The 24,837-nt window shown below is 35.3% G+C and carries 29 protein-coding genes and 1 riboswitch; of the genes, 22 read left to right on the top strand and 7 right to left on the bottom strand.

The genetic code is table 11. From position 1 onward, the window contains the following. From CFK40_RS13100 to CFK40_RS13085, 4 genes are all read left to right on the top strand, one after another. Nucleotides 1–624 (top strand): cytochrome (ubi)quinol oxidase subunit III, encoded by a 624-nt coding sequence (locus CFK40_RS13100; protein ID WP_089532729.1) that lies wholly within the window; start codon nucleotides 1–3, stop codon nucleotides 622–624. Nucleotides 625–627: 3 nt separating this feature from the next. Beyond that, complete coding sequence (gene ctaF / locus CFK40_RS13095) at nucleotides 628–951, top strand: cytochrome c oxidase subunit IVB (protein ID WP_089532728.1); 324 nt, start codon at nucleotides 628–630, stop codon at nucleotides 949–951. Between the two features lie 260 nt (nucleotides 952–1,211). Further along, a complete protein-coding gene (gene ctaG / locus CFK40_RS13090; protein ID WP_089532727.1) occupies nucleotides 1,212–2,114 on the top strand; it encodes a cytochrome c oxidase assembly factor CtaG in 903 nt (300 codons plus the stop codon). 84 nt (nucleotides 2,115–2,198) lie between these two features. Next, the gene (locus CFK40_RS13085; protein ID WP_089532726.1) at nucleotides 2,199–2,654 is read left to right on the top strand and encodes a DUF420 domain-containing protein; all 456 of its coding nucleotides are present in this window, start codon (nucleotides 2,199–2,201) and stop codon (nucleotides 2,652–2,654) included. Between the two features lie 380 nt (nucleotides 2,655–3,034). Here the strand turns inward: CFK40_RS13085 and CFK40_RS13080 are convergent, their stop codons facing one another. From CFK40_RS13080 to CFK40_RS13065, 4 genes are all read right to left on the bottom strand, one after another. Then, nucleotides 3,035–3,562: a cupin domain-containing protein gene (locus CFK40_RS13080; RefSeq protein ID WP_089532725.1), complete on the bottom strand. Its 528-nt coding sequence runs from the start codon at nucleotides 3,560–3,562 to the stop codon at nucleotides 3,035–3,037. 24 nt (nucleotides 3,563–3,586) lie between these two features. Then, nucleotides 3,587–4,786, bottom strand: coding sequence for a NupC/NupG family nucleoside CNT transporter (locus CFK40_RS13075; RefSeq protein WP_089532724.1), 1,200 nt, complete (start codon nucleotides 4,784–4,786; stop codon nucleotides 3,587–3,589). 259 nt (nucleotides 4,787–5,045) lie between these two features. Then, nucleotides 5,046–5,146, bottom strand: a riboswitch (purine riboswitch). Nucleotides 5,147–5,670: 524 nt separating this feature from the next. Beyond that, nucleotides 5,671–6,729, bottom strand: a complete 1,059-nt coding sequence (ytvI, locus tag CFK40_RS13070; RefSeq protein ID WP_089532723.1) for a sporulation integral membrane protein YtvI — start codon at nucleotides 6,727–6,729, stop codon at nucleotides 5,671–5,673. Between the two features lie 866 nt (nucleotides 6,730–7,595). Continuing rightward, nucleotides 7,596–7,961 (bottom strand): YugN family protein, encoded by a 366-nt coding sequence (locus CFK40_RS13065; RefSeq protein ID WP_089532722.1) that lies wholly within the window; start codon nucleotides 7,959–7,961, stop codon nucleotides 7,596–7,598. Nucleotides 7,962–8,206: 245 nt separating this feature from the next. Between CFK40_RS13065 and CFK40_RS13060 the strand changes: the two genes are divergently transcribed. From CFK40_RS13060 to coaD, 7 genes are all read left to right on the top strand, one after another. Continuing rightward, a complete protein-coding gene (locus CFK40_RS13060) occupies nucleotides 8,207–9,283 on the top strand; it encodes a CAP domain-containing protein (protein ID WP_089534389.1) in 1,077 nt (358 codons plus the stop codon). A 118-nt stretch (nucleotides 9,284–9,401) separates the two neighbouring features. After that, on the top strand, nucleotides 9,402–9,776 hold the full coding sequence (gene ylbD / locus CFK40_RS13055) for a spore coat protein YlbD (protein ID WP_089532721.1): 375 nt from the start codon (nucleotides 9,402–9,404) through the stop codon (nucleotides 9,774–9,776). 11 nt (nucleotides 9,777–9,787) lie between these two features. Next, entirely contained in the window at nucleotides 9,788–10,018 is a 231-nt protein-coding gene (locus CFK40_RS13050; RefSeq protein WP_089532720.1) for a YlbE-like family protein, read from the top strand. Between the two features lie 107 nt (nucleotides 10,019–10,125). Further along, nucleotides 10,126–10,569, top strand: coding sequence for a YlbF/YmcA family competence regulator (locus tag CFK40_RS13045; RefSeq protein WP_089532719.1), 444 nt, complete (start codon nucleotides 10,126–10,128; stop codon nucleotides 10,567–10,569). 65 nt (nucleotides 10,570–10,634) lie between these two features. Next, a complete protein-coding gene (locus tag CFK40_RS13040; protein ID WP_089532718.1) occupies nucleotides 10,635–10,910 on the top strand; it encodes a YlbG family protein in 276 nt (91 codons plus the stop codon). A gap of 319 nt (nucleotides 10,911–11,229) precedes the next feature. Beyond that, nucleotides 11,230–11,802, top strand: coding sequence for a 16S rRNA (guanine(966)-N(2))-methyltransferase RsmD (gene rsmD / locus CFK40_RS13035; RefSeq protein WP_089532717.1), 573 nt, complete (start codon nucleotides 11,230–11,232; stop codon nucleotides 11,800–11,802). Next, complete coding sequence (gene coaD, locus CFK40_RS13030; protein WP_089532716.1) at nucleotides 11,799–12,287, top strand: pantetheine-phosphate adenylyltransferase; 489 nt, start codon at nucleotides 11,799–11,801, stop codon at nucleotides 12,285–12,287. The genes rsmD and coaD overlap by 4 nt, the downstream gene beginning before the upstream one ends. A gap of 54 nt (nucleotides 12,288–12,341) precedes the next feature. Here the strand turns inward: coaD and ylbJ are convergent, their stop codons facing one another. Beyond that, a complete protein-coding gene (gene ylbJ / locus CFK40_RS13025; RefSeq protein WP_089532715.1) occupies nucleotides 12,342–13,553 on the bottom strand; it encodes a sporulation integral membrane protein YlbJ in 1,212 nt (403 codons plus the stop codon). Between the two features lie 233 nt (nucleotides 13,554–13,786). Between ylbJ and CFK40_RS13020 the strand changes: the two genes are divergently transcribed. Then, on the top strand, nucleotides 13,787–14,806 hold the full coding sequence (locus tag CFK40_RS13020; protein WP_089532714.1) for a SepM family pheromone-processing serine protease: 1,020 nt from the start codon (nucleotides 13,787–13,789) through the stop codon (nucleotides 14,804–14,806). A 43-nt stretch (nucleotides 14,807–14,849) separates the two neighbouring features. Here CFK40_RS13020 and CFK40_RS13015 read toward each other — a convergent pair whose 3' ends face one another. Continuing rightward, nucleotides 14,850–16,064, bottom strand: a complete 1,215-nt coding sequence (locus CFK40_RS13015; RefSeq protein ID WP_089532713.1) for a nucleotidyltransferase — start codon at nucleotides 16,062–16,064, stop codon at nucleotides 14,850–14,852. A gap of 196 nt (nucleotides 16,065–16,260) precedes the next feature. Between CFK40_RS13015 and CFK40_RS13010 the strand changes: the two genes are divergently transcribed. From CFK40_RS13010 to CFK40_RS12995, 4 genes are all read left to right on the top strand, one after another. After that, the gene (locus tag CFK40_RS13010) at nucleotides 16,261–16,788 is read left to right on the top strand and encodes a YceD family protein (protein WP_089532712.1); all 528 of its coding nucleotides are present in this window, start codon (nucleotides 16,261–16,263) and stop codon (nucleotides 16,786–16,788) included. Between the two features lie 51 nt (nucleotides 16,789–16,839). Further along, a complete protein-coding gene (gene rpmF, locus CFK40_RS13005) occupies nucleotides 16,840–17,013 on the top strand; it encodes a 50S ribosomal protein L32 (protein ID WP_089062856.1) in 174 nt (57 codons plus the stop codon). A gap of 354 nt (nucleotides 17,014–17,367) precedes the next feature. Beyond that, nucleotides 17,368–18,135, top strand: a complete 768-nt coding sequence (locus tag CFK40_RS13000) for an enoyl-CoA hydratase/isomerase family protein (protein WP_227001771.1) — start codon at nucleotides 17,368–17,370, stop codon at nucleotides 18,133–18,135. Between the two features lie 152 nt (nucleotides 18,136–18,287). After that, the gene (locus CFK40_RS12995) at nucleotides 18,288–18,773 is read left to right on the top strand and encodes an RsfA family transcriptional regulator (protein WP_089532711.1); all 486 of its coding nucleotides are present in this window, start codon (nucleotides 18,288–18,290) and stop codon (nucleotides 18,771–18,773) included. A 185-nt stretch (nucleotides 18,774–18,958) separates the two neighbouring features. Here the strand turns inward: CFK40_RS12995 and CFK40_RS12990 are convergent, their stop codons facing one another. Next, the gene (locus tag CFK40_RS12990; protein ID WP_089532710.1) at nucleotides 18,959–19,438 is read right to left on the bottom strand and encodes an N-acetyltransferase; all 480 of its coding nucleotides are present in this window, start codon (nucleotides 19,436–19,438) and stop codon (nucleotides 18,959–18,961) included. Between the two features lie 176 nt (nucleotides 19,439–19,614). Here CFK40_RS12990 and CFK40_RS12985 point away from each other — a divergent pair, with 176 nt between their 5' ends. The 6 genes from CFK40_RS12985 to ftsL all read left to right on the top strand — a co-directional run bounded on the left by CFK40_RS12985 (nucleotide 19,615) and on the right by ftsL (nucleotide 24,834). Beyond that, nucleotides 19,615–20,499, top strand: coding sequence for a 2-dehydropantoate 2-reductase (locus CFK40_RS12985; RefSeq protein ID WP_089532709.1), 885 nt, complete (start codon nucleotides 19,615–19,617; stop codon nucleotides 20,497–20,499). Nucleotides 20,500–20,501: 2 nt separating this feature from the next. After that, on the top strand, nucleotides 20,502–20,885 hold the full coding sequence (locus CFK40_RS12980; RefSeq protein WP_089532708.1) for a DUF3397 domain-containing protein: 384 nt from the start codon (nucleotides 20,502–20,504) through the stop codon (nucleotides 20,883–20,885). Nucleotides 20,886–20,979: 94 nt separating this feature from the next. Beyond that, nucleotides 20,980–22,605 carry a bacillithiol biosynthesis cysteine-adding enzyme BshC gene (gene bshC / locus CFK40_RS12975; RefSeq protein ID WP_089532707.1) on the top strand — a complete coding sequence of 542 codons (1,626 nt, stop codon included), beginning with the start codon at nucleotides 20,980–20,982 and terminating at the stop codon, nucleotides 22,603–22,605. A 274-nt stretch (nucleotides 22,606–22,879) separates the two neighbouring features. Next, on the top strand, nucleotides 22,880–23,311 hold the full coding sequence (gene mraZ, locus CFK40_RS12970) for a division/cell wall cluster transcriptional repressor MraZ (RefSeq protein ID WP_089532706.1): 432 nt from the start codon (nucleotides 22,880–22,882) through the stop codon (nucleotides 23,309–23,311). Between the two features lie 171 nt (nucleotides 23,312–23,482). Next, entirely contained in the window at nucleotides 23,483–24,460 is a 978-nt protein-coding gene (gene rsmH, locus CFK40_RS12965; protein ID WP_089532705.1) for a 16S rRNA (cytosine(1402)-N(4))-methyltransferase RsmH, read from the top strand. After that, nucleotides 24,460–24,834, top strand: coding sequence for a cell division protein FtsL (ftsL, locus tag CFK40_RS12960; RefSeq protein ID WP_089532704.1), 375 nt, complete (start codon nucleotides 24,460–24,462; stop codon nucleotides 24,832–24,834). Before rsmH ends, ftsL begins: the two co-directional genes overlap by 1 nt. Nucleotides 24,835–24,837: the final 3 nt, after the last annotated feature.

The raw sequence follows: 24,837 nt of genomic DNA, 5'->3' as shown, positions 1-24,837 counted from the left end.
ATGAGTCACGATCATTCCTTAAATCCTGAAACAATGCCAAATGAACCTGAAAAAGCCACCCTTGAAGGTAAAAACAAGTTCATTGGGTTTTGGTTCTTTCTAGGTGGAGAGACTGTTCTTTTTGCATGCTTGTTTGGTACCTATCTTGCATTACGTAATTCAACAGCAGGTGGACCAGCAGCAAATGAATTATTTGGATTAGGACTTGTTTTCATCATGACAATTCTTTTGTTAACCAGTTCTTTGACAAGTGTATATGCTATTTATCATATGAAGAACAATGATTTTGGCAAAATGAGATTATGGTTCATTATTACCATATTGCTCGGCTTTGCCTTCCTTGGTTGTGAAATTTATGAGTTTACACACTACATTCATGAATACGGATTTACGTTTACTTCTTCTGCGTTTGGATCTGCCTTCTACACATTAGTTGGTTTCCACGGGGGACACGTACTTTTCGGTTTATGTTGGATGATTGCATTGATTATACGTAACGGAAAACGCGGGTTGAATTTGTACAATGCACCAAAGTTCTATGTTGTAAGTCTTTACTGGCACTTTATTGATGTAGTGTGGGTATTCATCTTTACTGTAGTATACCTTATGGGAAAGGTGGTTTAATAAATGACTGAAGACACCAGTTCTAAAAAAATAGATACATTTCAAAAAAGAAAGAATAAAGAAGAAATGAAGAACCAACTGATTACTTTTGCGTTAATGATTGTATTTACGCTTGTAGCATTCGGTATTGTAGTAGGAGAACTAATGCCAAAAATGTTTGTTATTCCTACTATACTTCTGTTAGCTATCGTTCAGGTTGCTTTTCAACTTTATTATTTCATGCATATGAAAAACGCTGGTCATGAAATGCCATCTACTATGATGTACGGCGGTTTCTTTGCAGCAGCTTTATCGATAACTGCTTTAAGTGTGTTAATTTGGTGGTAGTGAATAAAAATAACAGGCTAGAATTCTAGCCTGTTATTTTTTTAAGAAATTTGTCACATCCAATTAATGTGAATGTAGATAGTTTGCGTTATACTTAAAGTGCGTGTTAAAAAAGTCAGGCAAATTAGAAACAAGAAGTTCAAGGCGCGAAGATTTTGAGGACCGGAAAAACTGCGCATCGAAGAAATTTGCCGTTTATCTTTTGGTGACTTTTTAAACGACCCCTTAAAATATAAGTTGTTATTATGGAGTGAAAAGTTATGTGGTTAGAATTACAAATCTTCGGATTCAGGGGACTTTGGAGTCCTTATTATATGCTGTTTGTATTAGGTTTAGCACTCACCTATTTTTTACTGACAGGACGTTATCGCCATAAATTTGGTGGGGATGCGAAGCCTACAGGAAAGCAACAATTCTTTTTTTACTTAGCTATGGTATTGCTTTACCTAGTAAAGGGATCACCGATAGATTTATTAACACATATTATGCTGACGGCACATATGATTCAAATGGCTATTTATTATTTAATATTTCCTATATTAGTCATTAAAGGTATACCAGTATGGATATGGAGGAAGGTACTTGAGCTTCCAATTATAAAACCAGTAGTAAACCTAGTAACGAAACCGCTTATTTCATTATTACTGTTTAACACATTATTTTCGCTTTACCATATTCCTGATGTTTTTGACTTTGCAAAATCATCACCTATTACACATGCTATTATATCAACGGTTATACTGATATCTGCTTTCATTGTCTGGTGGCCAATGGTAACACCAGTTAAAGAATATGATACCATTCCACCGATAATGAAAATTGGTTATATTTTTGCGAACGGGGTTTTAATTACCCCTGCCTGTGTATTAATCATATTCGCAGATGTGCCACTTTTCGCAACGTATAGTGAGAGTGGGGCATGGATACAAGCATTAAGTTTATGTGTTCCTACAGAGGTATTAAGTGGTTTGACGGGTGCACTTACAGGTCCGGAAATGTTTTCACCAATGAGTACGTTGGAGGATCAACAGCTTGGGGGCATCATCATGAAGTTGATGCAGGAAATCACATATGGCTTTATTTTAGCTAAGGTATTCTTTTCCTGGTTTAATCGAGAAAGTTTGAAAGTTGATCCAATGCCTGACCCCTCATCAGCAAATTAAGAATTGAGTCCCTTTGTATGAATCTTATTCATATGAGGGGAAGTTTTTTACATAAGCAAGAAAGAGGAGAAAGGATTTTGAACTATGCCCTTATTACCTACAATTAGTACCTTTTTTATTCTTCTAAGTGCGATTCTTGTTGCATTTGGATGGCGGTTTATCATTAAAGGTAAGCCAAAAACTCACAAAAAAACAATGATAGCAGCTGCTATCAGTGCGTTAATTTTCTTCATCATTTATGTTTCAAGAACAATATTTATTGGGAATACAAGCTTTGGTGGACCTGAAGATATAGAAGTTTATTATACTATATTTTTGATTTTCCATATTCTCCTAGCTACTACAGGAGCTATATTCGGCGTAATTACGATAACATTGGCGCTAAAAAGAAAAATAAGTATTCATCGTAAAATTGGACCAGTAACTAGTATTATTTGGTTTTTTAGTGCTATTACTGGTGTAATGGTATATCTGCTTTTGTATATCATATACGAAGGCGGGGAAACAACAAGTATGTTAAAGGCGATATTGGGTGGGTGAAATTAACAGTAAAATGTGGATTTGAAACAAAGTGCGATAATTTAAACAAAGTGCGATCAAAAGTTCTATGTTTTGAAATTCATCGGCAGTAAATAATTTAAGGGACTGTTTTGATCAATCTTTTTTTCAAAAACATTCCATTATGTTTTTACAGAATCAGACTTTATGGTCCATTTTGATCAAACTTTATTTTAAATCAATAATATACGGGTGGTTCATTGAAGCGTATTTCATAATGTGTTTTGAATAATTAAGAGTTTCAAACTGGATATGTATGTGGTTCCACGAAACATTTTACCATGCAGAACGGGCTAAAGGGTAAGAGCTCGCCAACCTTTTAATGGTTGGCGAGCTCTTCTACAAGGGACCAAAAATGATGTTTAACTGTTTTCTGGAATTTTTTCATATGCTAACTTCATGATTATATCCTTATGTTGCGGATATTTTAACAAAAGATCTCTCTGGGTGAACAATTCAAAGTCTTGAAATTCAAAACCTGGCGAAACCATACACCCTACTAATGAGAATGTATCCCCATCCATAACGGACGATCCAAAAATAGAATTTTTCGATACTAACGCTTGTGGGACTTCTCCTTTATCGAAGTTTAATCCTAATTTAATCTCTTTATATTTCCCATTCTCATCAATAATATGAATCGTTAAAGGACTTCCAGCGTGATAATACCATAATTCATCGGATTTTAAACGATGAAAATGGGATACGTCATGAGACCTTAATAGGAAATAAATGCTCGTATAAAGCTTCCTCTTTCCTGCAAAATTCACTTTTAATTCTTGATCAGAAGTCCGTTCCCCAGATTCAAATGTCCTTTTATAATACCCACCCTCTGGATGTGGAACTAGTTCAAGCTTTGATACATAATACTGCGGGTCATGTCTATGCATAGCAAGTACCTCCAATTAATGTTTTTACCAAATGAACAATCCTACAACCATTGCAGATAAACTAGAAACTAGAATTCCGCTTACTAATAATAACCATGTATGTTTGGCAATAAATTTAGATTTTCCTTCTCCAAATAATGCTTTCATACTTCCAAGAATAATTCCGATTGTCGTAAAGTTACAGAAAGAAACAAGAAACGTCGAAATAACTGCTTCGGTATGAGGATTTAAGGTAGAAAGTATTTCACTTAAATGCTCCATAGCCACAAATTCATTTACAACGATTTTCACACCCATCAACTGGCCAACAGTAAATATTTGCGACACCTCTACACCCATCAAAAAGCTTATTGGTGAAAAAATCATTCCAAAAATATTTTCAAGTGAAAGCTGATCATGAACTAATCCTAAGAAGGTATTCGTAGCTGTAATAAGTGATACAAATCCAATAAGCATGACTGCAATGATTATTGCCAGTTTACCACCCATTAGCATACTGTTTGAAAGCATATCAAAGAAATTCCCCTTTTCCGATTTTGGCGGGGAGTAAATAATATCCTCTTCCTTTGTTACCTTATAAGGATTGATTAAAGAAGTAATAATTAGTGCTCCTATTGCATTCAATGGAATCGCCGTTAACACATATTTTGGACCCAATACTTGCAAATATCCCCCGATCATTCCCGCACTTACACAAGACATACTAATCATAGCAATCGTTAAAAATCGCTTGTCATTCATTTTATTCAATTGGTCACGTGTTACCGCCAATGCCTCATTATTCCCTAAAAACATAACTTGAATCGCATAAAAACTCTCAAACCGAGGTGTTTTCGCAACTTTAGAAAACAGCCAACCAATTCCACTAATAATAGCTGGTAAAATACCGAAGTAAGTTAAAATATCAAAGAATACCACAATAAATATAATCGGCATTAATACATTCATGAAAAAGGTAAATGTTGAACCATCAAGAGGGGCAAATTCTCCAAATATAAAATTCACACCAGACATCCCACTACTAATTAACCAAAGGAAAAAGTCAGCAATTAATGTAATCACTTTTCCGCCAATATCGGTGGATAACATGAACCAAGTAGTAGCTAATTGTAAGACAAACAAAATAATAATTGGCTTTATAGCTATTTGCTTTTTATTGAATGATAAAAGAAAGCCCAGGCCTAATACTAGTAAAATCCCAAGAATATTAATAATAAAGTACATAATAATTTTTACTCCTTTTGTAAATTCTAAGTTGTCAACGTCACATTAGTTTCCACTTCAACACTCCATTGTTACTACCTCTTCGTAACGGTAAAACTTGAAGACACATAACTCTTTGTATTCTTTTCTTGCATCATTTTATAGGTCAAAAATAAAAGCCCAAGAAATATTATACACTGTGAGTGAACAATATTTCCTGGGCTCCCAATACATTTCATCTCTAGATACTTCTCCTAAAACTAGTACATAGAAAATGGAACACAATCATATCGCTACTCATAGTCGGTACCTTTACGGGGTCCGGTAGAAACTTGCAGGCCATATTCCTGCGATTATATGAGTGAAAACTATTATTTTTATGGACGAATGAGTCATTATAACAAATAATATACTAACTGAAAAGCCATTTTTATATTAAACAATAAATAGAAATAGTGGGAAAAGGAAAAAGTTTATGCAGAAAGAAGGCGGAGCATCCGTTTTGGCTGCTTGAAGCTACGAAAGTCCCCCAATCTTTTGGTTCTTTCAACGGTGTTGTAGGGGAAGTGAAATTCCAATTGTTAAACAAATTGCTACAATGAGTTTTTTCATAGATTATTTCCTTTACGCTTTTTGTTTAATATTCCTTTTACCAAAATATTTATGTATGAATGATCAATGTGCCATTAACGGGCCCTTTAATTGAAAAACATAAGAGGAAAATAATCAAACTTTTTTACAAAAATTCTTTAGAACGAAACATTTTTAGAGCCTGTTTTTAATCAATCTTTTTTTCAAAAGCAGGCTTCATTCTTTTTGATGAATCAGGTTTTATAGGCCTATTTTGATCAAACTTTATTTTAAACCAACAGAAAATAGGAGCATCGAATCAATGCTCCTATTTTTTATATCTTCAAGTTCCACTTTATAATTCCAGCTTCTTTTGCTGAATTAAATGTAATAACTACTAAAGGACCAACAATAAAACCTATTAGGCCTAGAAGCTGTATACCCAAAAACATAGCAATTAGAGTAGCAAGGGGAGATAAATCTATATGTTTACCCATTACTTTTGGTTCGACAGTTCTTCTTATGGCAAGTAAAATAATGGCTAATATTGCAAGTTTTAACCCCGTTGAAGTATCACCGGATAGAAACATAAATAATGACCAAGGAGCTAAGATAACGATTGACCCAATTAAGGGGATAAAATCAATAACCCATATGATTAAAGACATAATTAGAGCTACCTCTGGTGTAATAATAAATAAGCCAATTAGTGAAGCTAAAAATATTATGATACTAACAAGAAATTGTGCTTTTAGAAAACCCAACGTGACGCTTGATAATCGTTTATTCATAAAGGAAACTTTATCGGCGGTCTCCTCTGTCATTAGATTGTAAAAATTTGCTTTTAAAATTGGTAATTCAAGCATAAATAGAAATAAAGCAATCAAATAGACAAGAAAACTAATTAAGTATTGGGGTACTTTTGCAAAGACTTCTGCTATTTTATCAATTGTAATTTTTTCCTTTGCTGTATCACTTAATGAGATTAAGTTTTCTTCTAAGCTCTTTGATATCTGAGATACAAATTCTGGTGGCAAGTTCTTGGAGTAATTCTGAAAATCATTTTCCCACTCGGCATACACTTCATTTAAGTGATTAAAATGTTCAGGCACATCTTCTACAAAGTTAACAACTTGTGTAGCAGCTTTTGTTACTATAAATGTTCCTGCAATTCCAATTAAAACCAAAAATAACATAAAAGTAATAATAACGGCAGCTTTACGTGTAAGCTTCAAATGCGATTGTGTCAGACGCACAGCTGGATTTAGCACTAATGCTGTAATGAATGCAACTAAAAGAGGAACAGATATTGGCAAGATAAAATAAAGAGCTAATATAAAAAGTATTGCTATAAATATAAGTGACCATTGGCGTTTAGTGATAGATCGAAACAATGTAATTAGATGTCTCCTTTCAATATACAAACATATGTTAGTAAGCTAATAGTATGAATATAGCATGTCGGTAATTATTTGAACAGAAGAAAGAGGAAATAAAGTAAGAAAATAACAGTTTTAATGCGTGTTCAAAAAGGTGCCAAATTAGAAACAAGAAGTTCGAGGCGGCGAAGTCCCCGAGACCGGAATGTAGGTTACTTCTACATGAGGACCAGAAAGACAATCCAATGTAGAAATTCGTAGTTTATTTATCATTTGGTGACTTTTTGAACATCCTCTTTTAACTTAGGCTATTTTTTAAAAGGTTGTTGTTTTTGATACGAAATATTTAAACTACGACGTAAGCGTTAGTTGATTTCCGCTGCGGGCAGTCGCTTTCCGCGAGCGGCTGGTGAGCCTTCTCGTGCTCGTCGTATTGCAAGTTAATTCAGTGTTGTTGTACTCCTCACAGAAAAGGATTGCTGTCGCACTGTGGGGTCTCACCTATGCCTATCCTCCCGCAGGAGTCGACTGCCCTCCGCTCCAATCAACTGCCATAAATTGAAGGCTATTTTTATAATGAAAGCAAACAGTGATCAAGTAAATTGAAATTGTTAAGCACAAACCCTAGTGAAGTAAATCCACGTAGACTCCTGCTTAGAAAGCGAAGACGATGAGACCCCGCAGTGAGCGGTTTTTGCTCGCGAGGAGGCTCATCGCGAGCCCGGGGAAAGCGTAGTGGATTTCCGGAACGGTTGTCCAACCACCAAACATAGTACTTACGTCGCATTTTTTATCAACGGTGGTGACATTAGCAACAAACTATGCGAAAACAGCCAAAACTAAAAGCAACTGCTCAAGGCGATTCTGAGCAGTTGTAAGTGTTATTGTTTATAATTTTTAATGTCTACTTTTAGTTTTTCAACTATTCCCGTAGCCCTTTCTACTAAGCTTTGTGGAAAGTTTTCGTTTTCTCCATATTCTACACCGTGCGGATAGTAGTGTTTGCCTAATAAAGGAGCCATTAATTTTATTACTGCATTTCCACGATCAACATCGCCTTCAACAGCATAACCTGGAATACGAATATAGTATGTAATATTTTTTTCTTTTGAACCAATTTTATAGTCGTAGGTAACACGGTCATAATCCCATTGTCCTGCACGAATAAATGCATGTTCGCCCATAAAATGATCAAGTGGTTTTAAATTTAAAACTGAATCTTCAATACCATTAACTTCTAATTTCATATTTTTTACACCTCACAAATTATCCTAACTATCACTATAATAGTACGAAACGTCAGAAGTTGCAATCGAAAAGAGAATTTAGAGTACTTACACTACGGGGTTAAAAAATAGTGCAATGTATGAGATGACTTGTTAGTGTCGATAGTTATGAGAGGATGATAAACTATGAAGGAAGAGAACTTTCTGCATGGTTTCAAAGACTTGCACATATAATTCATATAAAATCCGATGAAGGAGAAGCAAATATGCGATTAATTCGATCTATAATTATACTCGCGCTACTACTAGTTGGTGGTTACTATCTATTGGATATGAATAATGTAACGCCAAAAGAAGCTGTATTAGATATCGGTGAAAAACTAAAAAACAAAACTAGCTTACTTCAAACAAAGATAGTACCAGAAAGAGAAGAACCTACTATTGAAATTGAACTGGACGGAGAGCTTTTTCAATGGATAGGTAAAAATACGGAACAACTAACTGAAAGCCTAGGTGAACCAATTCGTAAAGATCCAAGTGCGTATGGTTATGATTGGTGGGTATACACGGATCAAACCAAACAATATATTCAATTTGGTGTATTAGCTGACAAAGTAGTGACCGTTTATGCAACTGGTAAGAACTTGTCAACTGAACCAGTGCATGTAGGACAAACCTATCAGGAGGTTAACAAACAATTTTCATTTAAAAACGAGGTAACTATGTCAGAAGGCGTCTCCTCTTATACATTTAAATTAAATGAAAAAGAAATGGAAATGCGGCCTTTAATAAAATTAGCTGACAACGTATTTTTGCAATGTTATTTTGATACATTCACATCAGAGCTTTCAGCTATTCGCGTATTAACTGGTGATGTATTATTAAAACACCTTCCTTATGCAATAGAATATCGGGGCAAATTACCTAAAAAGCCTAATTTAACAGATGAACAATGGGATAAAGTAGAAAACGGGATGGAACAACAAATATTTTCTATAACAAATGTTATTCGAAATCAACATGGAAAATCTAAGCTAGAGTGGGGCGACTCAGTTAGTGACGTCGCTTTTCTTCATAGCAAAGATATGGCTGTTAATAATTATTTTTCTCATTATGGTTTAAATGGTGATGGCCTTAAAGAACGTTTAGCAGCCAAGGAAGTGTTTTATGTTGCAGCAGGTGAAAATATAGCAGCTCAATACCCAGACGCTCCAGCAGCGATGCAGGGGTGGTTAAATAGCAAAGGACATCGCGAGGCTCTATTAGAAAAAGATTACACGCATTTAGGTGTAGGTGTATACCACTTTTATTACACACAGAATTTCTTGAAAAAGCCTATGTAAGTATGAAAACCCTGAAAGGAATTATTTCTTTCAGGGTTTTCATTTTAAATAAAGCTCACAAACAATTGTGTTGGGCATAAATTAGTAGTAGTAGCAATATAACATCGAGGTGATTGAAATGAGTGAAAGAGGGATAAATTCATCTATTTTGGAGTTTCGCGATTTTATCAATACACATCCACAGCTCGTTAAGAAAGTAAGGAAAAGTGGAGAATCCTGGCAGCCTTATTATGAAAAATGGGTCTTGCTTGGGGAATCAGACCCTTACTGGGATAAGTATAAAGAAGGTAGTAAGAAGAACAGTAACGAATCGAATGTTATGGAAAAGCTTCGTAAATGGACAGAAGACGTGGATATGGATCAAATACAAGATAAAGTTAAGCAGTGGGATCAAACAATTTCAATTTTCCAGGGCATGCTTACTCAGTTTAAGGAAGATAAACAGGAAAATGGTTCTAAACCGAATTTTAATGACAATAACTATAGGGATTGAGATGTGAGAAAATGAATTTAAACTGTTATCACTATTTAAAATCAGACCCCAATTTATTAATGTTTGTCCGGCATAATCCAGTTTGGTATAGATATCTTTCCAGGGATCCGAATAGAATAATGGAAGTCGAAAAAGAGGCGAAAAAGTTTTATGGGAAAACCTGGCCACAACAGGTTGAGAATGCCAGTAATAAATTTTCCATGATGAAGATGCTTTTACAATTAGCTACAATGGATGATTAATAATGTAGCCATCTGAACTTTTAGTAAACTCCCCACCTGAATGAAGTTTCACTTATGCATTTTCATAATAGGAAGAAAATGATAAGATGATAGTGGGGGTGAAAGTAATGGTAGGAACAATGGAAATGGTAGGTATTCTTGATCGTTCTGAAGATCTTGGAAAAATGATCTTACAATCAGACGTTATGGAAGCATACAATAATTCCCAAAAAGCGTTAAAGGAAGATAAGGAATCCCAAAAGCTTGTTAAAGCTTTTGCAGACATAAAAGATCAGTATGAGGATGTACAACGATTTGGTCGATATCATCCAGACTATAGTGTAATCATGAAAAAGGTGCGCACCATTAAACGTGAGATGGACATGGATGATAAGGTGGCTGCCTTTAAAATAGCTGAACGCAATCTTCAAAAGTTACTTGATGAAATAAGTGGGAATGTAGCGATGAGTGTTGGAGATATGATTAAAGCTCCTAAGGACGGAGCTGCATTATCAGACGGCGGATGCGGTTGTGGTTCGGGCAGTAGTGGGTGCGGTTGTAAGGCCTCTTAATTATTGTAGAATCTGTAAATAGTTGATACACTCATTACAAATGATTAGGTTAGTGAGGAAATATTATGAGAATAGAGAGGCAAGGAATTATTGTCTGGTTTCAACATATGAAAAACCTGAAGCAAATTAGAAGATATGGACATCTTTTGTATTCTTCTAAAAAGCTAAAGTATGCAGTAATCTATGTAAATCAAGAGGATATGGAAGATACAGAACATAAATTATTAAAATTGTCTTTTGTATCCAAGGTTGATCGGTCATATAAACCATTTATCCGTACAGATTATGAAAATGCTAAACCCGATAAAGCAAAAGAATATGACTATAAAATGGGTATATAAAGAGGAAAGCGGAAGCGCCCGTCAATTGGCGTACGCAACTTAGGTCACGTTAACATAATAAAAAAAACCTGCAGATATTTAATCTGCAGGTCTTTTTGTTTTAAAAAAACAAAAAGTAAAGGGAGAGGAGAAATCAGAAGAAGAACTTATGGGGAATGTAAGTCTTCTTCTCATCGTGAAACAACCAAGCAAAGCGTTTGCTGTTTCATTTTCATAGTATGGACAGGAAAAAGATTTCTATACAAATGTTTAGTAGTTTTTTTATAAAACTTTTTGTGGTAGGATTAATGTCGAACTATGTCCAAGTAGAGGTGGTCAAATGCGTGTAATTGCTGGTACATTAAAAGGACGGCAAGTAAAGGCTGTTCCTGGTAACTTAACTAGACCTACAACTGATAAAGTAAAGGAAGCGATCTATCAAATCATCGGGCCTTTTTTTGAAAATGGGTCGTGTCTAGATCTTTATGCAGGTAGCGGGTCATTAGGTATTGAGGCGTTGAGCCGCGGTATGGAACGTGCTATTTTTGTGGATAAGCAGTCAAAAGCGATTCAAACGATTCATGAAAATATAAAAGACTTGCAATTAGAAAGTAAAACTGAAGTTTTTCGAACGGATGCATTTCGAGCAATACAGGCAGCAGCGAAAAGAGAGTTACAATTTGATTTAATTTTACTTGATCCACCATATAAAAAGGCCGATTATGGTGAATTATTAAATGAAATTGCGAAATTAAATCTAATCAAACAAAATGGTTTCATTTATTGTGAACACGATCAAAGGGAGAGTCTGCCAGAAAATCATCCCACTTACACATTGGTTAAACAGGCATCCTACGGTGGAACGATAGCGATTTCTCTTTATCAAAAAAATAGTAAGGAGGGGTTTGAATGAGCAGATTAGCAATTTGTCCAGGCAGTTTTGATCCAGTTACATATGGGCATTTAGATATCATACAAAGAGGCGCACGCATATTTGATCATGTAGTAGTAGCCGTATTCAATAATCAAGGTAAGCACCCTTTATTTTCCGTTGAAGAACGCGTTTATTTATTGGAGGAATCTACGAAAGATATACCTAACGTTACTGTTGATTCATGTGAAGGACTATTAATTGATTATGCAAAAGAAAAGAATGCCAATGCGATTCTCCGCGGATTGCGCGCTGTCAGTGATTTTGAGTATGAAATGCAAATTACATCCATGAATAGAAAGCTTGATGAACATATCGAAACGTTTTTTATGATGACAAATAACCAGTATTCTTTCTTAAGTTCCAGTATCGTAAAAGAGGTTGCAAAATATAAAGCAAATGTATCAGATTTGGTACCACAAGTAGTAGAACAAGAATTACAAAAAAAATATAAATTACTTGGGTAAAGACGTTGCAAGGAACAAACACGTGTGTAACATATTTGTTCCTTGCAACATTTTTCACCTTAATAGCTGTCGTCTCAAAAGTATTAAAAACGCCAATGTTAGGGAGAAGATAGTAACAATTGGACCATAAGCTTGCAGGGTTTCTAGCGTTATTTGCCAAAATCCTTCCTGTATGTTACCTGTCACAGGTAAGTTATCACGTAGATTTAAGGCTTTCTGATCTAAATATAAAGGCTTGTATAAAAGTAAGACAAGTATACTTGCGAATAAGCCATGAAGAATTCTTGCGAAAAAGTAAGGAAAAAAACGTACATCTGATTTTGCCAGAATACTTGCAACTTGGGCTTGTATAGAAAATCCGTTAAATCCTAAAATAAAACTTACAGCTATTACCTTTGCAAGTAACGGGTCTGCTACAGCTTCTGTTATCATTCTAGAACCTATCGTAATTTCAAATAATCCAGAAAAGAGTGGTAATGCCAATTCAATTGGTAATGAGAGTAGATGAAGTACAAATTGTAATGCGCTTGCAATAATCGGTGATAAACCAATTATGTATAAAAGTTTTATAAAAACGGAGAAAATAATGATAAAGCCTCCGACCATTACTAATGTTTTAATGGAATTTAGCACAGCATCACCGAAAACTTCTCCGAATGGTCTAGGATCTGCAAGTCGGCTCGAATGCATTTCTTTAAATGCTCGAAGTATTGATACTTTTTGTTTCTCCTTTCTAACCTCTTTTTCATCATCATGACGCCCATAAAACCGCATGCAAATACCAACTATTGTATTTCCGCCATAGTGAGCTAATGCAAGTAATAAACCTAGTTTAGGTTCAAGAAAGAATCCAGCTGCTACTACACCAAAAATAAACAAAGGGCTTGAAGCATTTGTAAAGGAAACCAACCTTTCGCCTTCAATCTTAGTAATTTGTTTCTCTTCACGAAGACGAACAGTGATTTTTGCCCCAGTAGGGTAGCCACTAGCCATTCCCATTGCCCATGCGAAGCTGCCAACTCCAGGTACATTAAACAATGGACGCATAATAGGTTCACATAAAACTCCAATAAATTTCACAACACCAAAGGCAATTAATAATTCAGCAGTTATAAAAAAAGGAAGGAGGGAAGGGAATACCTTTTCTAACCACACATTTAATCCGCGTAAGCTCGCCTCAAGGGCTTGATCAGGATATGAAATTAATGCAAACGTCATAAATAATGTTGAACCAGCTAATAATATACTAGTCATGATTTGTTTCAAATTGAAGCCCCCTAATGAATGAGCTCATCCTGTACATATTTTTTTTATAGTAGTAGAATGATTTTAGCTTGTCTATAGATTATAAATACCATAATTTGTTATGTGCTAGCATAAAAAAAGAATACAAGCTATTATCACTATACGCTTTTGGTACATACATTTATTCCAATCTTTTAAAATAGAAATAGTGATACCGATAGGTCAAAAGAGGACGCACTAAAAGGAGTTTTTTGATGAAATTTACGAAACGTCACTTGGTATATTTACTTATTGTAATGGTAATAGCATTCTTACTCTCGACATATAAACTACCATATTATATTTATAAACCTGGTGATGCAGGGGCTTTAAATCCAATTGTAGAGGTTGAGGGAGGGTATGAAAGCGAGGGGGACATGCACCTTGTGACTGTCCGCGGTGGGCAAGCGACGCCGATTCAATACGTTATGGCGAAAATTATGCCACACCATGAACTTCATCCTATTGAAGAGATAAGGCCAGAGGGTGTGTCAGAAGAGGAGTATTTCCATGTGCAATTACAAATGATGGAAAGCTCTCAAGAGGCTGCTATAGTTGTAGCATATCAAGCAGCTGAAGAAGGAATTGACATTCAATATAACGGTGTTTATGTTGTTACTATTATTGAAGGAATGCCAGCCGATGGAATTTTGAAAATGGGAGATAGAATTGTAGGTATTGATGGTAATGAAGTTAACAAATCTGAAGACCTTATTAAATATGTTGAGGATAAACAAGCTGGAGAAACCATCAAACTCGAAATTGTTCGCAGTGATAAACATGTTACCAAAGAAATTGAGCTGGAAGCATTTGAACAATTAGATAATAAAGTAGGGATTGGAATTCAATTGGTTACCGATCGTAGTGTAGAAGTTGACCCTGATGTTACATTTTCCAGTGGTAATATAGGTGGTCCAAGTGCAGGAATGATGTTTTCACTTGAAATATATGATCAATTGACCAAAGATGATTTAACGAGTGGCTACCATATTGCAGGAACCGGTGAAATTGATTATGAAGGAAATGTTCAACGTATTGGCGGAATAGATAAAAAAGTAATCGCTGCCGATGATGAAGGATGTAAAATCTTCTTTGCACCGAATGAAAATGGCGCTGAAGGTTCTAATTATGAGGTAGCAAAAAAGACTGCCGAAGAAATTGGAACTGATATGAAAATTGTTCCAGTGGACACATTTAAGGATGCGGTAACTTATTTGCAAGAGTTGGAAAAATAAAAGAACAAAAAACTAGTTGGCGGAAAGAAGCCAACTAGTTTTTTTATCCTATTATTATTGGTGGTCCAATTTCCTGTTTACTAAACTGTCTTTTTATTGAAGGTTTCAGGATGCTGTAATAGGCATTGCTTGCTTTTTCCTCACACTCCAATAAAAAACTACTATGTTGAGGCAATCGTGTAACAAGTGGCACATTCATGACTTTCTTCTGTTGATTTAGATAGGCTTGACCTTGTTTTGTCATTCCTAATAAACGGACATAAGGTACAGATTCACTTGTTTTTAGAGGCTGAATATGCTCTTTTTTTGTGTTTGTTAATAGATGAACAAATATGCGCTGGATTCTTGTCCAAGTGTAGCGCTTTGTCTTAATTGCATCTATCCATTCATAAATTGATTGGGTATGTTTTGCTGTTTTTTTAATTCGATATTCAAGCCCTTCATCTACTCCATGTATCCCAGCAAGCTCGCTATGATCCATTGTCATTACACGATAATGTAGTAGGGGGAAATATTGTTCCCAGTTGTGCCAAACTGAAGTTTTATGATAATATTCATTAAGTTGTTGTTCGGTGTTAGCTGGAAGGGTGGATGCAATTTGTTCTGTGACATTTCCTTCATGAAAAAGCTGTTTCCGAATACTAGTAGCACTAGCAATGCTACTTGAAATCGTTTGATCATGATACCCACTTTTTGTTCGTTTTACAGTGAAGGCATTAATTGCTAATTGATGATCCAGGATTTCCCTTATATAACTAAATCCAAGAATATTATTAGGTTGAGATAGATCCATTTCTTCTGTTGCTAACCCTATCTGTTCATACGCGAATTTACTTGCGTCTGGAAATGATAATCCTTTGTGTAGATTTTTACGTAATTCTTCCTGGAAAATAGATTCTTTTTCTTTAAAGATTTCATAACTTGTTATAAAATTGGAAGTAGTGCCAGATTCGCTTCCAAAACAAATAGAAGAAACACCAATTTCATTCAATGTTTGAACAGAACCTTTTGCAAATAAGTCACTAGATTGAACAGCATATACAAATGGTAGTTCAACTACTATATCTATACCGCTAGCAAGCGCCGCTCTTGTTCGATGGAATTTATCTATAATCGCTGGTTCCCCGCGCTGCAAAAAGTTTCCGCTCATTACAGCTATCATACAAGAGGCGTTTGACTCCCTTTTCGCTTCTAATAGATGGTGAAGGTGACCATTATGGAATGGGTTGTATTCGACTATCAAACCACATGCATCCATTTAAATCTCTCCTAGTTTAAAGTGATCTTATTGTATCAAATAAAGGGAAGTAACGCACTAATTTATGCTAATTTGAGTAGTAAGCTAGTAGAGTGGGAACCATAAATAGAAATGAATTATTAAACTGTAAAGAAAATATGTTGACAAAAGTCTATTTTCTCTTTAAAATTACTCTTGTTGCCTAGAGGTGATAATCATGCAAATTGCTATTGGAAAAATAAAAAAAAGTTCGTATAATGAACCCTTTCATTTCGAGGGAAATGTTAATGTTTCGGAACTAGAAACATTAAATAATGATATACGTAAAATTGAACCTGTACATGTGAAAGGTACTTGTTATATTCAGGGAGATACTATTATTTCTTCTTTTACGGTTAAGGGTGAAATGATTTTACCATGTGCAAGAACGCTTGTGGATGTCCCATTTCCTTTTGATATTAAAGCAGAGGAAGTTTTTACATTATCCGCATATCACGGGGATGCGGAATTGGAAAATGAAATTCATCCAATTAATGGAGAAACACTTGACTTAACGCCATATATAAAGGAAAATATCTTACTAGAGGTTCCTTTTCGAGTATTTTCTGACGATAAAGATGCAAAAGAAAATGCTACTTTTAAAGGTAATGGTTGGGAGTTTATATCGCAAGAAGAAGAAAAAAAACAAACTGTAGATCCCCGGTTTAAAAAATTGGAGAACTTATTTAACGACAAAGAAAAATAAGAATAGAATTATTTCAAATTTTCCTTTCGTCATTTGAAGGAGGTGTAAGTCATGGCAGTACCAAAAAGAAGAACGTCTAAAAAAGTTAAAAACCAACGTCGTACTCATAAAAAGCTACACGTACCTGGCATGGTAGAATGTTCAAATTGTGGTGAATTAACTAAACCTCACCACGTATGTAAGTCTTGTGGACATTACGGTGGAAAAGAAATTAAAGAAGCATAATTGATCAAACAGACTGCACATTATGTAGTCTGTTTTTTTATCGTAAGCGTCTGCTTCTGAACAGTCGCCTTCGCTTTTCTTTGTCTAGCTGCGGCTCCTAGCGACTAGCAAATAGTTAGTCAGGATGAACGTACGGAAAAAGCACCGTACTTTTCACCTGTCTATCTATTTGTACGTCGCTTAGCAGTCGCCTCCGCTTTTCTTGGTCTAGCTGCGGCTTCTAGAAGCTGCCGTCATAAGCAATGAACACTCCGAATGCTAAGCCCGTGCATTCTACGGTTCCTTGCTTATACGTCCGCTTCTGAACAGTCGCCTTCGCTTTTCTATATTACATAAAATGATGAGGTTGGGATAATGATGTTCAAAACAATACAATATGAAACGTTTTCAGAAGGATATAGCATGATTACATTAAATAGACCAGAAAAAAGGAATGCTATCTCGACTGAAATGGCTCGGGAATTAAGGGAAGCGATAAAACTAGCAAGAGAAGAGACTATTAAATTTTTAGTAATTACAGGTTCTGGAGATAATGCGTTTTGTGCTGGAGGGGATTTAAAAGATTTACATGGAGACTTAACACCGGCGGATGCTTTTCATCAATTATACGCCATGAAAGAGGTTCTTTTTGATATTGTATCTTTTCCGGTACCGACTATTTGTTTACTAAATGGTGATGCAGTAGGTGGGGGTTGCGAAATTGCCACAGCATGCGATTTTCGAATAGCTAGAGAATCCACCGAATTTGGCTTTGTCCAAACAAAACTTGGAATTACTCCTGGTTGGGGTGGTGGTGCGCTTTTATATGAAAAGGTTCATTCAAGCTTTGCTTATTCATGGCTAATAGATGCCGAGGTATACGACGCCTTATTTTTAAAGGATAAGGGATGGGTGCATCGAATTGTCCCTACTGAAAAGTGGCATGATCGGACTGAAATATTGGCCGTTTATATTTCAAAGTCGGTGGCTCAAATGGAAATATTAGACAAACAATATAAGCAAAAGGTTGGGGTGCTAGGATTATCTGCTCTAATGGATGAGGAGGTTCGAAACTGCGCGAAATTATGGGATTCAGAAGAACATGTGGATGCAGTAAATAAATTCTTAGCCGAAAAAGGGTAATAGAGGATGTTCAAAACCCCCATGTCCTATAGGACATGGGGGTTTTGAACACGCACTAATAGTAAAAAAGATTCTTATCGAAATAGTAAACGATTAGTCTATCATCGCTACCTTTCGCATACATTTATAGCAAATAGTTAAGGAGTGATGGTATGAATCGTACGCGCCAAGATGCTTGGTCAAGTGATGAAGATGTAATATTAGCTGATACGGTACTAAGGTATATACGAGAAGGAAAAACGCAACTAGAGGCCTTTAAGGATGTAGCGAATCAACTATCCCGCACGTCAGCTGCCTGCGGATTTCGCTGGAATGCAACCATACGGAGAAACTACCAAGACATAGTGAACGTTGCAAAAGAAGAGCGAAAGAACAGAACACATAGTAATGCAAGGGGCTTGAAAGAAAATACAGTAGAAAGTAATCAAGATACAATAGAAACGGCAATCCTATTATTGGAAAATATGAAAAGTTCTTATACAACGGAAAACAGTGTTCATAAGCAGGAACACGAGAATGCTGTTAAGAAATTGGAAGAAGAAAATATTCATCTTAAGACAGTTTTGCTTCGTTATGATGAAGCCTGGAAGGAAATGGGTAATCTTTGGAGCTGGGTAAAATCTTCTGTAAAGAATTAATCGGTGGATGGGTGGCATGTGTACTCTTGCCTATAGGGTCCTCAATAGAAAAAAGCTGTTTACCGCGAGGTTCTAATGACGAAAGCCTTCTTGTTTCTTATACTTTAAATCTGGAATCTTTATATGTACTTAAAGTAAAAAAAGGCATGACTGATGCAATTTCATCAATCATGCCTTTTTTTGATCTAATCTTTTAGTTTTTCTTGCACTCCAGTTGGCATCCAAATAAATGGATTTTCACCTAAATCGCGTTCCATTTCATAATTTGCTTTTTGAAAGCCCATTTCTTCCCAAAATCCCTGTGAATTTATTCTAGGATTCGTCTTGATTGGTAAGTTATCTATTTTTGCAAAGTCCACTAATGCTTTTCCGTAACCTTTTCCACGGTAGTCAGGCAAAACCTCTAATTTCCATAGCACCAGGTAATCCTGAGATGGTTCAAAATATGCATCATACTTAGCCTTCACCTTATATAAGCTCATCCTTGCTACAAGATTGTTTCCAAAATAAATACCATAGAATGGTGATTCACTATCATTTTCTACAATATTGCTTTCTAAGTCCTCTAGCATAGAAAGTTCTTGATTTCCATAAGACTTGAAGTGTTTAAATTTTTCAAGTGTTTTATAATTAATTAATAGCTTTTCAACTTTAATACGTTCCATAAATCTGCCCCCTCTGTTATATCTATATTTCCTATATACTCTAATTATAATATAAACGAATTAAGAATGAAACGAACTACACATAATTTAATTAGGATAGCTAGTTTATTTTCGTTACAAGAAAGCGTTTGTTTGCTACAATTAGCAAAGAGAGGCATTGGACGGAGGTAGAGACAATGAAAATTGGTGTTATAGGTGGAGGATCAATCGGCCTTTTAGTGGCTAGATATTTATGCGAAAATCACGATGTAACAGTTTATGTAAGAAGAAATCAACAAAAACAAAAACTAAATGATCATGGGTTATTTTTATCAAGTCTCCTAACTCCCTGTAGGGTAAAGGCATTATTGACAAATGAGCTAAATGAAGAGGAATGTGTCATTGTCTGTGTAAAACAACCAGAGGTAGGACCTGTTCTTGCATTATTATCGAATCTAAATCTCAATGAAAAAACCCCACTAATTTTCTTGCAAAATGGAATGGGTCATATCGAACTTATTCATGATAGTAAACAACCAGTCTATCTTGGAATTGTAACACATGGTGCGTTGCGTAAAAGTGATCATATTGTTACCCATTCAGGAAAAGGATTAATAAAGGTAGCAAACTTTAGTGGCGGTGGAGAAAATTTATCTACCATCGTACAGCAACTCAATAGTAAGCAATTTCCTTTCCAAATAGAAACAAACTGGGAGAAAGTATTAGCGGAGAAGTTGGTAATTAATGCAGTTATTAACCCGCTTACTGCTATTTTTGAAGTTCCAAATGGTGAAATACTACGTAATACACATTTGATGGTGTTAGCAAAGGAACTATGTCGTGAATCCTGTTCCATTTTACAACTTGACTTTATGGATCAATGGAACCATGTGCAAACTGTTGTCACTAATACAAAAGAAAATGTGAGTTCAATGTGGAAGGATTTAAAGGAACGTAAAAAGACAGAGAATGAAGCAATTTCAGGCTATCTAGTGAAAAAGACAAATTCCGCCATACCATATACAACATTTGTTTATAACAGCATGAAGGCATTAGAGGTGAAAAAGGGGATAAATGAATAAAAATGTGGAGCATTATTACCTATAGTATTGCCATTGCTATTACAATTCCATTTGTCATGACATGGCTCGTATACAAGTGTAATCGTATCTTCAAGAAAACTAGGGTTTATGCATTTCATAAGGCAATTACATGGACTACAATTCTATATATCCTATCCGTTATGACGATGTGTAAGATTCTTTTTGACCATTTTTTTATTGGATATATTTCCGTTTTCCATCTTCTGTTTTTGGCAATCATTATTATCTATCAACGTGTAAATTATACAGAGGTTGTTTTAAAAAAAGCATGTAAGATTGTATGGCGTGTCAGTTTTTTACTATTTTCATTCCTATATATACTGCTGATTTTATTCGGTATTATCCAGCGTTTCTTTACCCTCTAAATGAATTGGTAAACAGAATGGATGAAATATCCTTGAAAATTATGTAGAATACAATGAGCAACAATATGATTAACATTAAAGGAGCATGTAATTTATGCGCATTCAATCTATTCATTTACAAACACAAAATAAACTAATCCAGGACTATAGAAATAAGAAATCAACTATTATGCAGCATTTTGATTATAATCCTTTTGAATCCAATGTTTTTCAAAAACGTAAAAAGGATTTAAAAAATAAAAATGTTAATCGAAAGCAGTTAAGTGATGTTTTACATACAATCAATACAAAATGGAATGCTCCCACAAGCACAATAGAAAACATTGGGCGTTTAAGAGATGCAGATAGTTTAGTCGTAATTGGTGGGCAACAGGCAGGTTTGTTAACAGGACCAATGTATACCATCAATAAAATAATTTCCATTATTCATTTAGCGAAGCAACAAGAAGAGCAACTTCAGGTTCCAGTAATACCTGTTTTTTGGATAGCTGGAGAAGACCATGACTTTGATGAAATTAATCATATTTTTTTGAGTGACACATCCCAGATGAAAAAATATACGTTATTGCAGCGGGAGATTGAAAAGAAAGCTGTTTCAAATATAGCTATAGATGACGAACAGGCAAATGATTGGTTAAAAAGATTATTCGTAGAGTTAAACGAAACCTTACATACCAAAGAATTATATAACACAATAAGGAATTTCTTGAATGAATCAGATACATATGTTGATTTTTTCGCAAGGATGATTTATTGGTTATTTAATGAAGAGGGGCTTGTATTAGTGGACTCCAATCATCGTCAGGTTCGAAACCTTGAAAGTAACTACTTTGTAGATCTGATAGACAATCAATCAAAAACAACACACGCAATAAACCGCTCTTTTGAGGAAGTTGCAAAGCAAGGTTATGCTTTATCTGTCGATGTTGATGATAATGATGCGAATTTATTTTATCAGAACGGAATGGAACGTGTGTTATTAGTTCGTGATGACAATGATGATTGGATTGGCAAAAATAAAGAAGTTAAGTTTACCACGGAAGAATTATTAGACATTGCAAGAAATAAACCGAAATTACTTAGCAATAATGTAATGACAAGGCCACTGATGCAGGAAATGCTTTTTCCATCCCTAGCATTTATCGGTGGTCCAGGTGAAATTAGTTACTGGTCGATTTTAAAGAAAGCTTTCCATGCGAATAACATGAAGATGCCACCAATAGTTCCAAGACTTTCCTTCACATTAATGGAGCCGCATATTGAAAAGTTGTTAACTACTTATCATATTGACGCAGAGCATGCAGTAAATAATGGTGTAATAGATAGAAAAGATAGATGGTTAGAAGAGAAGTATGATCCTCCGGTTAAGCAACTAGCAAAACAGCTCAAACAAACAATTGACGGTGCGCACGAGCCATTACGTGATTTAGCAGAGTCCATCCAATCTGATCTCGCTGATTTAGCGAATACAAATCTTAAGTACTTGTATAAAGATGTTGAGTTTCTAGAAAAAAGAATTACAAAAACCCTTGAGAAGAAATATGCTAAGGAGCTACATGAGTTCAATCTCCTGCAATTGGCATTGCATCCAAATAATGGTTTACAGGAAAGAGTTTGGAATCCATTACCTTGGATGAATAGATATGGAATTGACTTCATTAAGCAGTTATCTAATGAATCTTGTTCTTATGATAAGGAGCATTTCCTCATTTACTTGTAAAAGTGTAATAAAGAGGCCGTTCTAAAAGGGTACCACTTTCCACCACGAATTTATAAAATAGCGCCAAAACACATTAAATATTCCTATATTTCGTTGATCTGTAAACAATGATCAAGAAACTATAGGGATATTTTTTTGTGTGGAATTATAGCTTTTCCTTACTGAAAAAGGACTTCTTACTCATTTTTGAATTCACTAAAAAAGTTTTGAAAAATAAGGTGGTGAATAGTGGGGGAATGTGGTAACATGTTTATATGAAAGTGGGGAAAACCATATGTTCATGGGAGAATTTCAACATAACATTGACACAAAAGGAAGAATAATTGTGCCTGCCAAGTTCCGTGAAGGTCTTGGGGATCGTTTTGTTGTGACACGCGGTTTAGACAAATGTTTATTTGCGTACCCTATGGATGAATGGAAGGTTCTCGAGGAAAAACTAAAGAAACTCCCACTTACAAAGAAAGATGCTAGAGCGTTCACTCGTTTTTTCTTTTCTGGAGCAATTGAGTGTGAAGTGGACAATCAGGGTAGAATAAATATCCCTCAACCACTTCGGAATTACGCAGTGTTGAGTAAGGAATGTGTTGTAATTGGCGTATCTAACCGAATTGAATTTTGGGCTAACGAAAATTGGGAAGAATACTTTAATGATTCCGAGGAATCATTTGCTGAGATAGCCGAGAACCTCATGGATTTTGATATTTAAGACAAAAGCGGAAGCCCCCGTTTATTGGCGTATGACCTGGAAGGCTCTGAATGAGATAAAGGAAACACGGAGAGTGTAGCGATCCGATGTTGAGTTATCGCAAGGAAGAGTCTGAAGGGCACTAGCCAATGGGGGCTGGAGCTGGACTAGAAGAAAAAAGCGGGTGTATCCATGTTCAATCATTACAGTGTATTAAAAGAAGAAACAATAAATGGGTTAAATATATCCCCAAGCGGTACATATGTAGATTGTACGGTTGGTGGTGGAGGCCATTCTGAACAGATTGCAAGTAGACTACATAATAATGGATTATTAGTTGCTTTTGATCAGGATATGGATGCATTAGAAGCTGCAAAAGAAAAACTGAAAGAATTTCATGAAAAGATGCAATTTATACACACAAACTTTCGCAATTTAGAAGAGGAACTAATAAAAAATGATATTTCAAACATCGATGGAATACTGTTTGATTTAGGTGTATCATCTCCTCAACTCGACCGAGGAGAAAGAGGATTTAGTTATCAGCATGATGCATACCTTGATATGAGAATGAACCAAGATCAAAGCTTAAATGCCCATGAGATCGTAAATTCGTGGCCATACCAAAAGCTAATAAAGATATTTTTTGCATATGGGGAAGAGAAATTCTCCAAACAAATCGCACGAAAGATAGAAGCATATCGTGAAAAGGAAACAATTAATACAACACATCAGTTAGTTGAGATCATAAAGGATGCGATACCAGCAGCTGCGAGAAGAACAGGTGGACATCCAGCGAAACGAATTTTTCAGGCGTTACGGATTGCAGTTAATGATGAATTAGTAGTCTTCAATGATGCATTACATCAAGCTGCTCGAATGGTTAGTGTAGGTGGTCGAATTGTTGTTATTACATTCCAGTCGCTAGAAGATAGAATTTGTAAACAGGCATTTAAAAAATGGAGCACAACTAAACCTGTACCAAAAAACTTACCAATCATACCTGAATCACATGAAGCACCATTTAAAATTATTACGCGTAAACCAATCATTGCAGACGAAAATGAGCTTGAAGAAAATCGAAGGTCAAGATCAGCTAAATTAAGAATTGTTGAAAAAGTAAAACCATGGGACGCAGAATTTACTTATATGGAAGGGTGGAAAAAATAATGAGTGCAAGTCAAGCCCGCAATTGGGAACAAACACAAACTACTGCATCACCGAAAAAGGACAAACAGGTTGTAGTAAAGGTAAGAAAACAAAGCTGGATTACAAAGGGTGAAAAAGTTCTATATTCAATAGTAGGTACATGTTTGATTACTGCATCTATGTATATGGTATCTTTCGCTTCTTCCACAGACACGGTCAATAGAGAATTACAAGCACTAGAAAATAAGGTTCAAACACAACAAGTACAAAATGAAGGATTATTATTTGAAAAAAAAGAGTTGAGTAGACCAGAGAGAATTGTTAAAATTGCTAAAGAAAATGGCTTGCAAATTCAAGATGCGGAAATTAAGCAAGTTAGTGTTATAAAGAAATAAGCA

Origin of the sequence: Virgibacillus necropolis, from assembly GCF_002224365.1 — a bacterium.
Taxonomy (GTDB): Bacteria; Bacillota; Bacilli; order Bacillales; family Amphibacillaceae; genus Virgibacillus_F; species Virgibacillus_F necropolis.
The sequence above is the reverse complement of the archived record's forward strand: the minus strand, read 5'-3'. Positions and strand labels throughout refer to the sequence as shown.

Excerpts from the sequence above, each read along its gene's own strand:
- CFK40_RS13015 (WP_089532713.1), bottom strand. The coding sequence starts at position 16,064 with ATGGATGCATGTGGTTTGATAGTCGAATACAACCCATTCCATAATGGT.
- ftsL (WP_089532704.1), top strand. The coding sequence starts at position 24,460 with ATGAGTGCAAGTCAAGCCCGCAATTGGGAACAAACACAAACTACTGCA.
- CFK40_RS13080 (WP_089532725.1), bottom strand. The coding sequence starts at position 3,562 with ATGCATAGACATGACCCGCAGTATTATGTATCAAAGCTTGAACTAGTT.
- CFK40_RS13010 (WP_089532712.1), top strand. The coding sequence starts at position 16,261 with ATGCAAATTGCTATTGGAAAAATAAAAAAAAGTTCGTATAATGAACCC.
- ctaG (WP_089532727.1), top strand. The coding sequence starts at position 1,212 with ATGTGGTTAGAATTACAAATCTTCGGATTCAGGGGACTTTGGAGTCCT.
- CFK40_RS12980 (WP_089532708.1), top strand. The coding sequence starts at position 20,502 with ATGTGGAGCATTATTACCTATAGTATTGCCATTGCTATTACAATTCCA.
- CFK40_RS13065 (WP_089532722.1), bottom strand. The coding sequence starts at position 7,961 with ATGAAATTAGAAGTTAATGGTATTGAAGATTCAGTTTTAAATTTAAAA.
- ctaF (WP_089532728.1), top strand. The coding sequence starts at position 628 with ATGACTGAAGACACCAGTTCTAAAAAAATAGATACATTTCAAAAAAGA.
- CFK40_RS13060 (WP_089534389.1), top strand. The coding sequence starts at position 8,207 with ATGCGATTAATTCGATCTATAATTATACTCGCGCTACTACTAGTTGGT.
- CFK40_RS13075 (WP_089532724.1), bottom strand. The coding sequence starts at position 4,786 with ATGTACTTTATTATTAATATTCTTGGGATTTTACTAGTATTAGGCCTG.
- CFK40_RS12985 (WP_089532709.1), top strand. The coding sequence starts at position 19,615 with ATGAAAATTGGTGTTATAGGTGGAGGATCAATCGGCCTTTTAGTGGCT.
- CFK40_RS12995 (WP_089532711.1), top strand. The coding sequence starts at position 18,288 with ATGAATCGTACGCGCCAAGATGCTTGGTCAAGTGATGAAGATGTAATA.
- rsmD (WP_089532717.1), top strand. The coding sequence starts at position 11,230 with ATGCGTGTAATTGCTGGTACATTAAAAGGACGGCAAGTAAAGGCTGTT.
- CFK40_RS13085 (WP_089532726.1), top strand. The coding sequence starts at position 2,199 with ATGCCCTTATTACCTACAATTAGTACCTTTTTTATTCTTCTAAGTGCG.
- CFK40_RS13045 (WP_089532719.1), top strand. The coding sequence starts at position 10,126 with ATGGTAGGAACAATGGAAATGGTAGGTATTCTTGATCGTTCTGAAGAT.
- CFK40_RS12990 (WP_089532710.1), bottom strand. The coding sequence starts at position 19,438 with ATGGAACGTATTAAAGTTGAAAAGCTATTAATTAATTATAAAACACTT.
- bshC (WP_089532707.1), top strand. The coding sequence starts at position 20,980 with ATGCGCATTCAATCTATTCATTTACAAACACAAAATAAACTAATCCAG.
- CFK40_RS13050 (WP_089532720.1), top strand. The coding sequence starts at position 9,788 with ATGAATTTAAACTGTTATCACTATTTAAAATCAGACCCCAATTTATTA.
- rsmH (WP_089532705.1), top strand. The coding sequence starts at position 23,483 with ATGTTCAATCATTACAGTGTATTAAAAGAAGAAACAATAAATGGGTTA.
- CFK40_RS13100 (WP_089532729.1), top strand. The coding sequence starts at position 1 with ATGAGTCACGATCATTCCTTAAATCCTGAAACAATGCCAAATGAACCT.
- rpmF (WP_089062856.1), top strand. The coding sequence starts at position 16,840 with ATGGCAGTACCAAAAAGAAGAACGTCTAAAAAAGTTAAAAACCAACGT.
- CFK40_RS13000 (WP_227001771.1), top strand. The coding sequence starts at position 17,368 with ATGATGTTCAAAACAATACAATATGAAACGTTTTCAGAAGGATATAGC.
- CFK40_RS13020 (WP_089532714.1), top strand. The coding sequence starts at position 13,787 with ATGAAATTTACGAAACGTCACTTGGTATATTTACTTATTGTAATGGTA.
- coaD (WP_089532716.1), top strand. The coding sequence starts at position 11,799 with ATGAGCAGATTAGCAATTTGTCCAGGCAGTTTTGATCCAGTTACATAT.
- CFK40_RS13040 (WP_089532718.1), top strand. The coding sequence starts at position 10,635 with ATGAGAATAGAGAGGCAAGGAATTATTGTCTGGTTTCAACATATGAAA.
- mraZ (WP_089532706.1), top strand. The coding sequence starts at position 22,880 with ATGTTCATGGGAGAATTTCAACATAACATTGACACAAAAGGAAGAATA.
- ylbD (WP_089532721.1), top strand. The coding sequence starts at position 9,402 with ATGAGTGAAAGAGGGATAAATTCATCTATTTTGGAGTTTCGCGATTTT.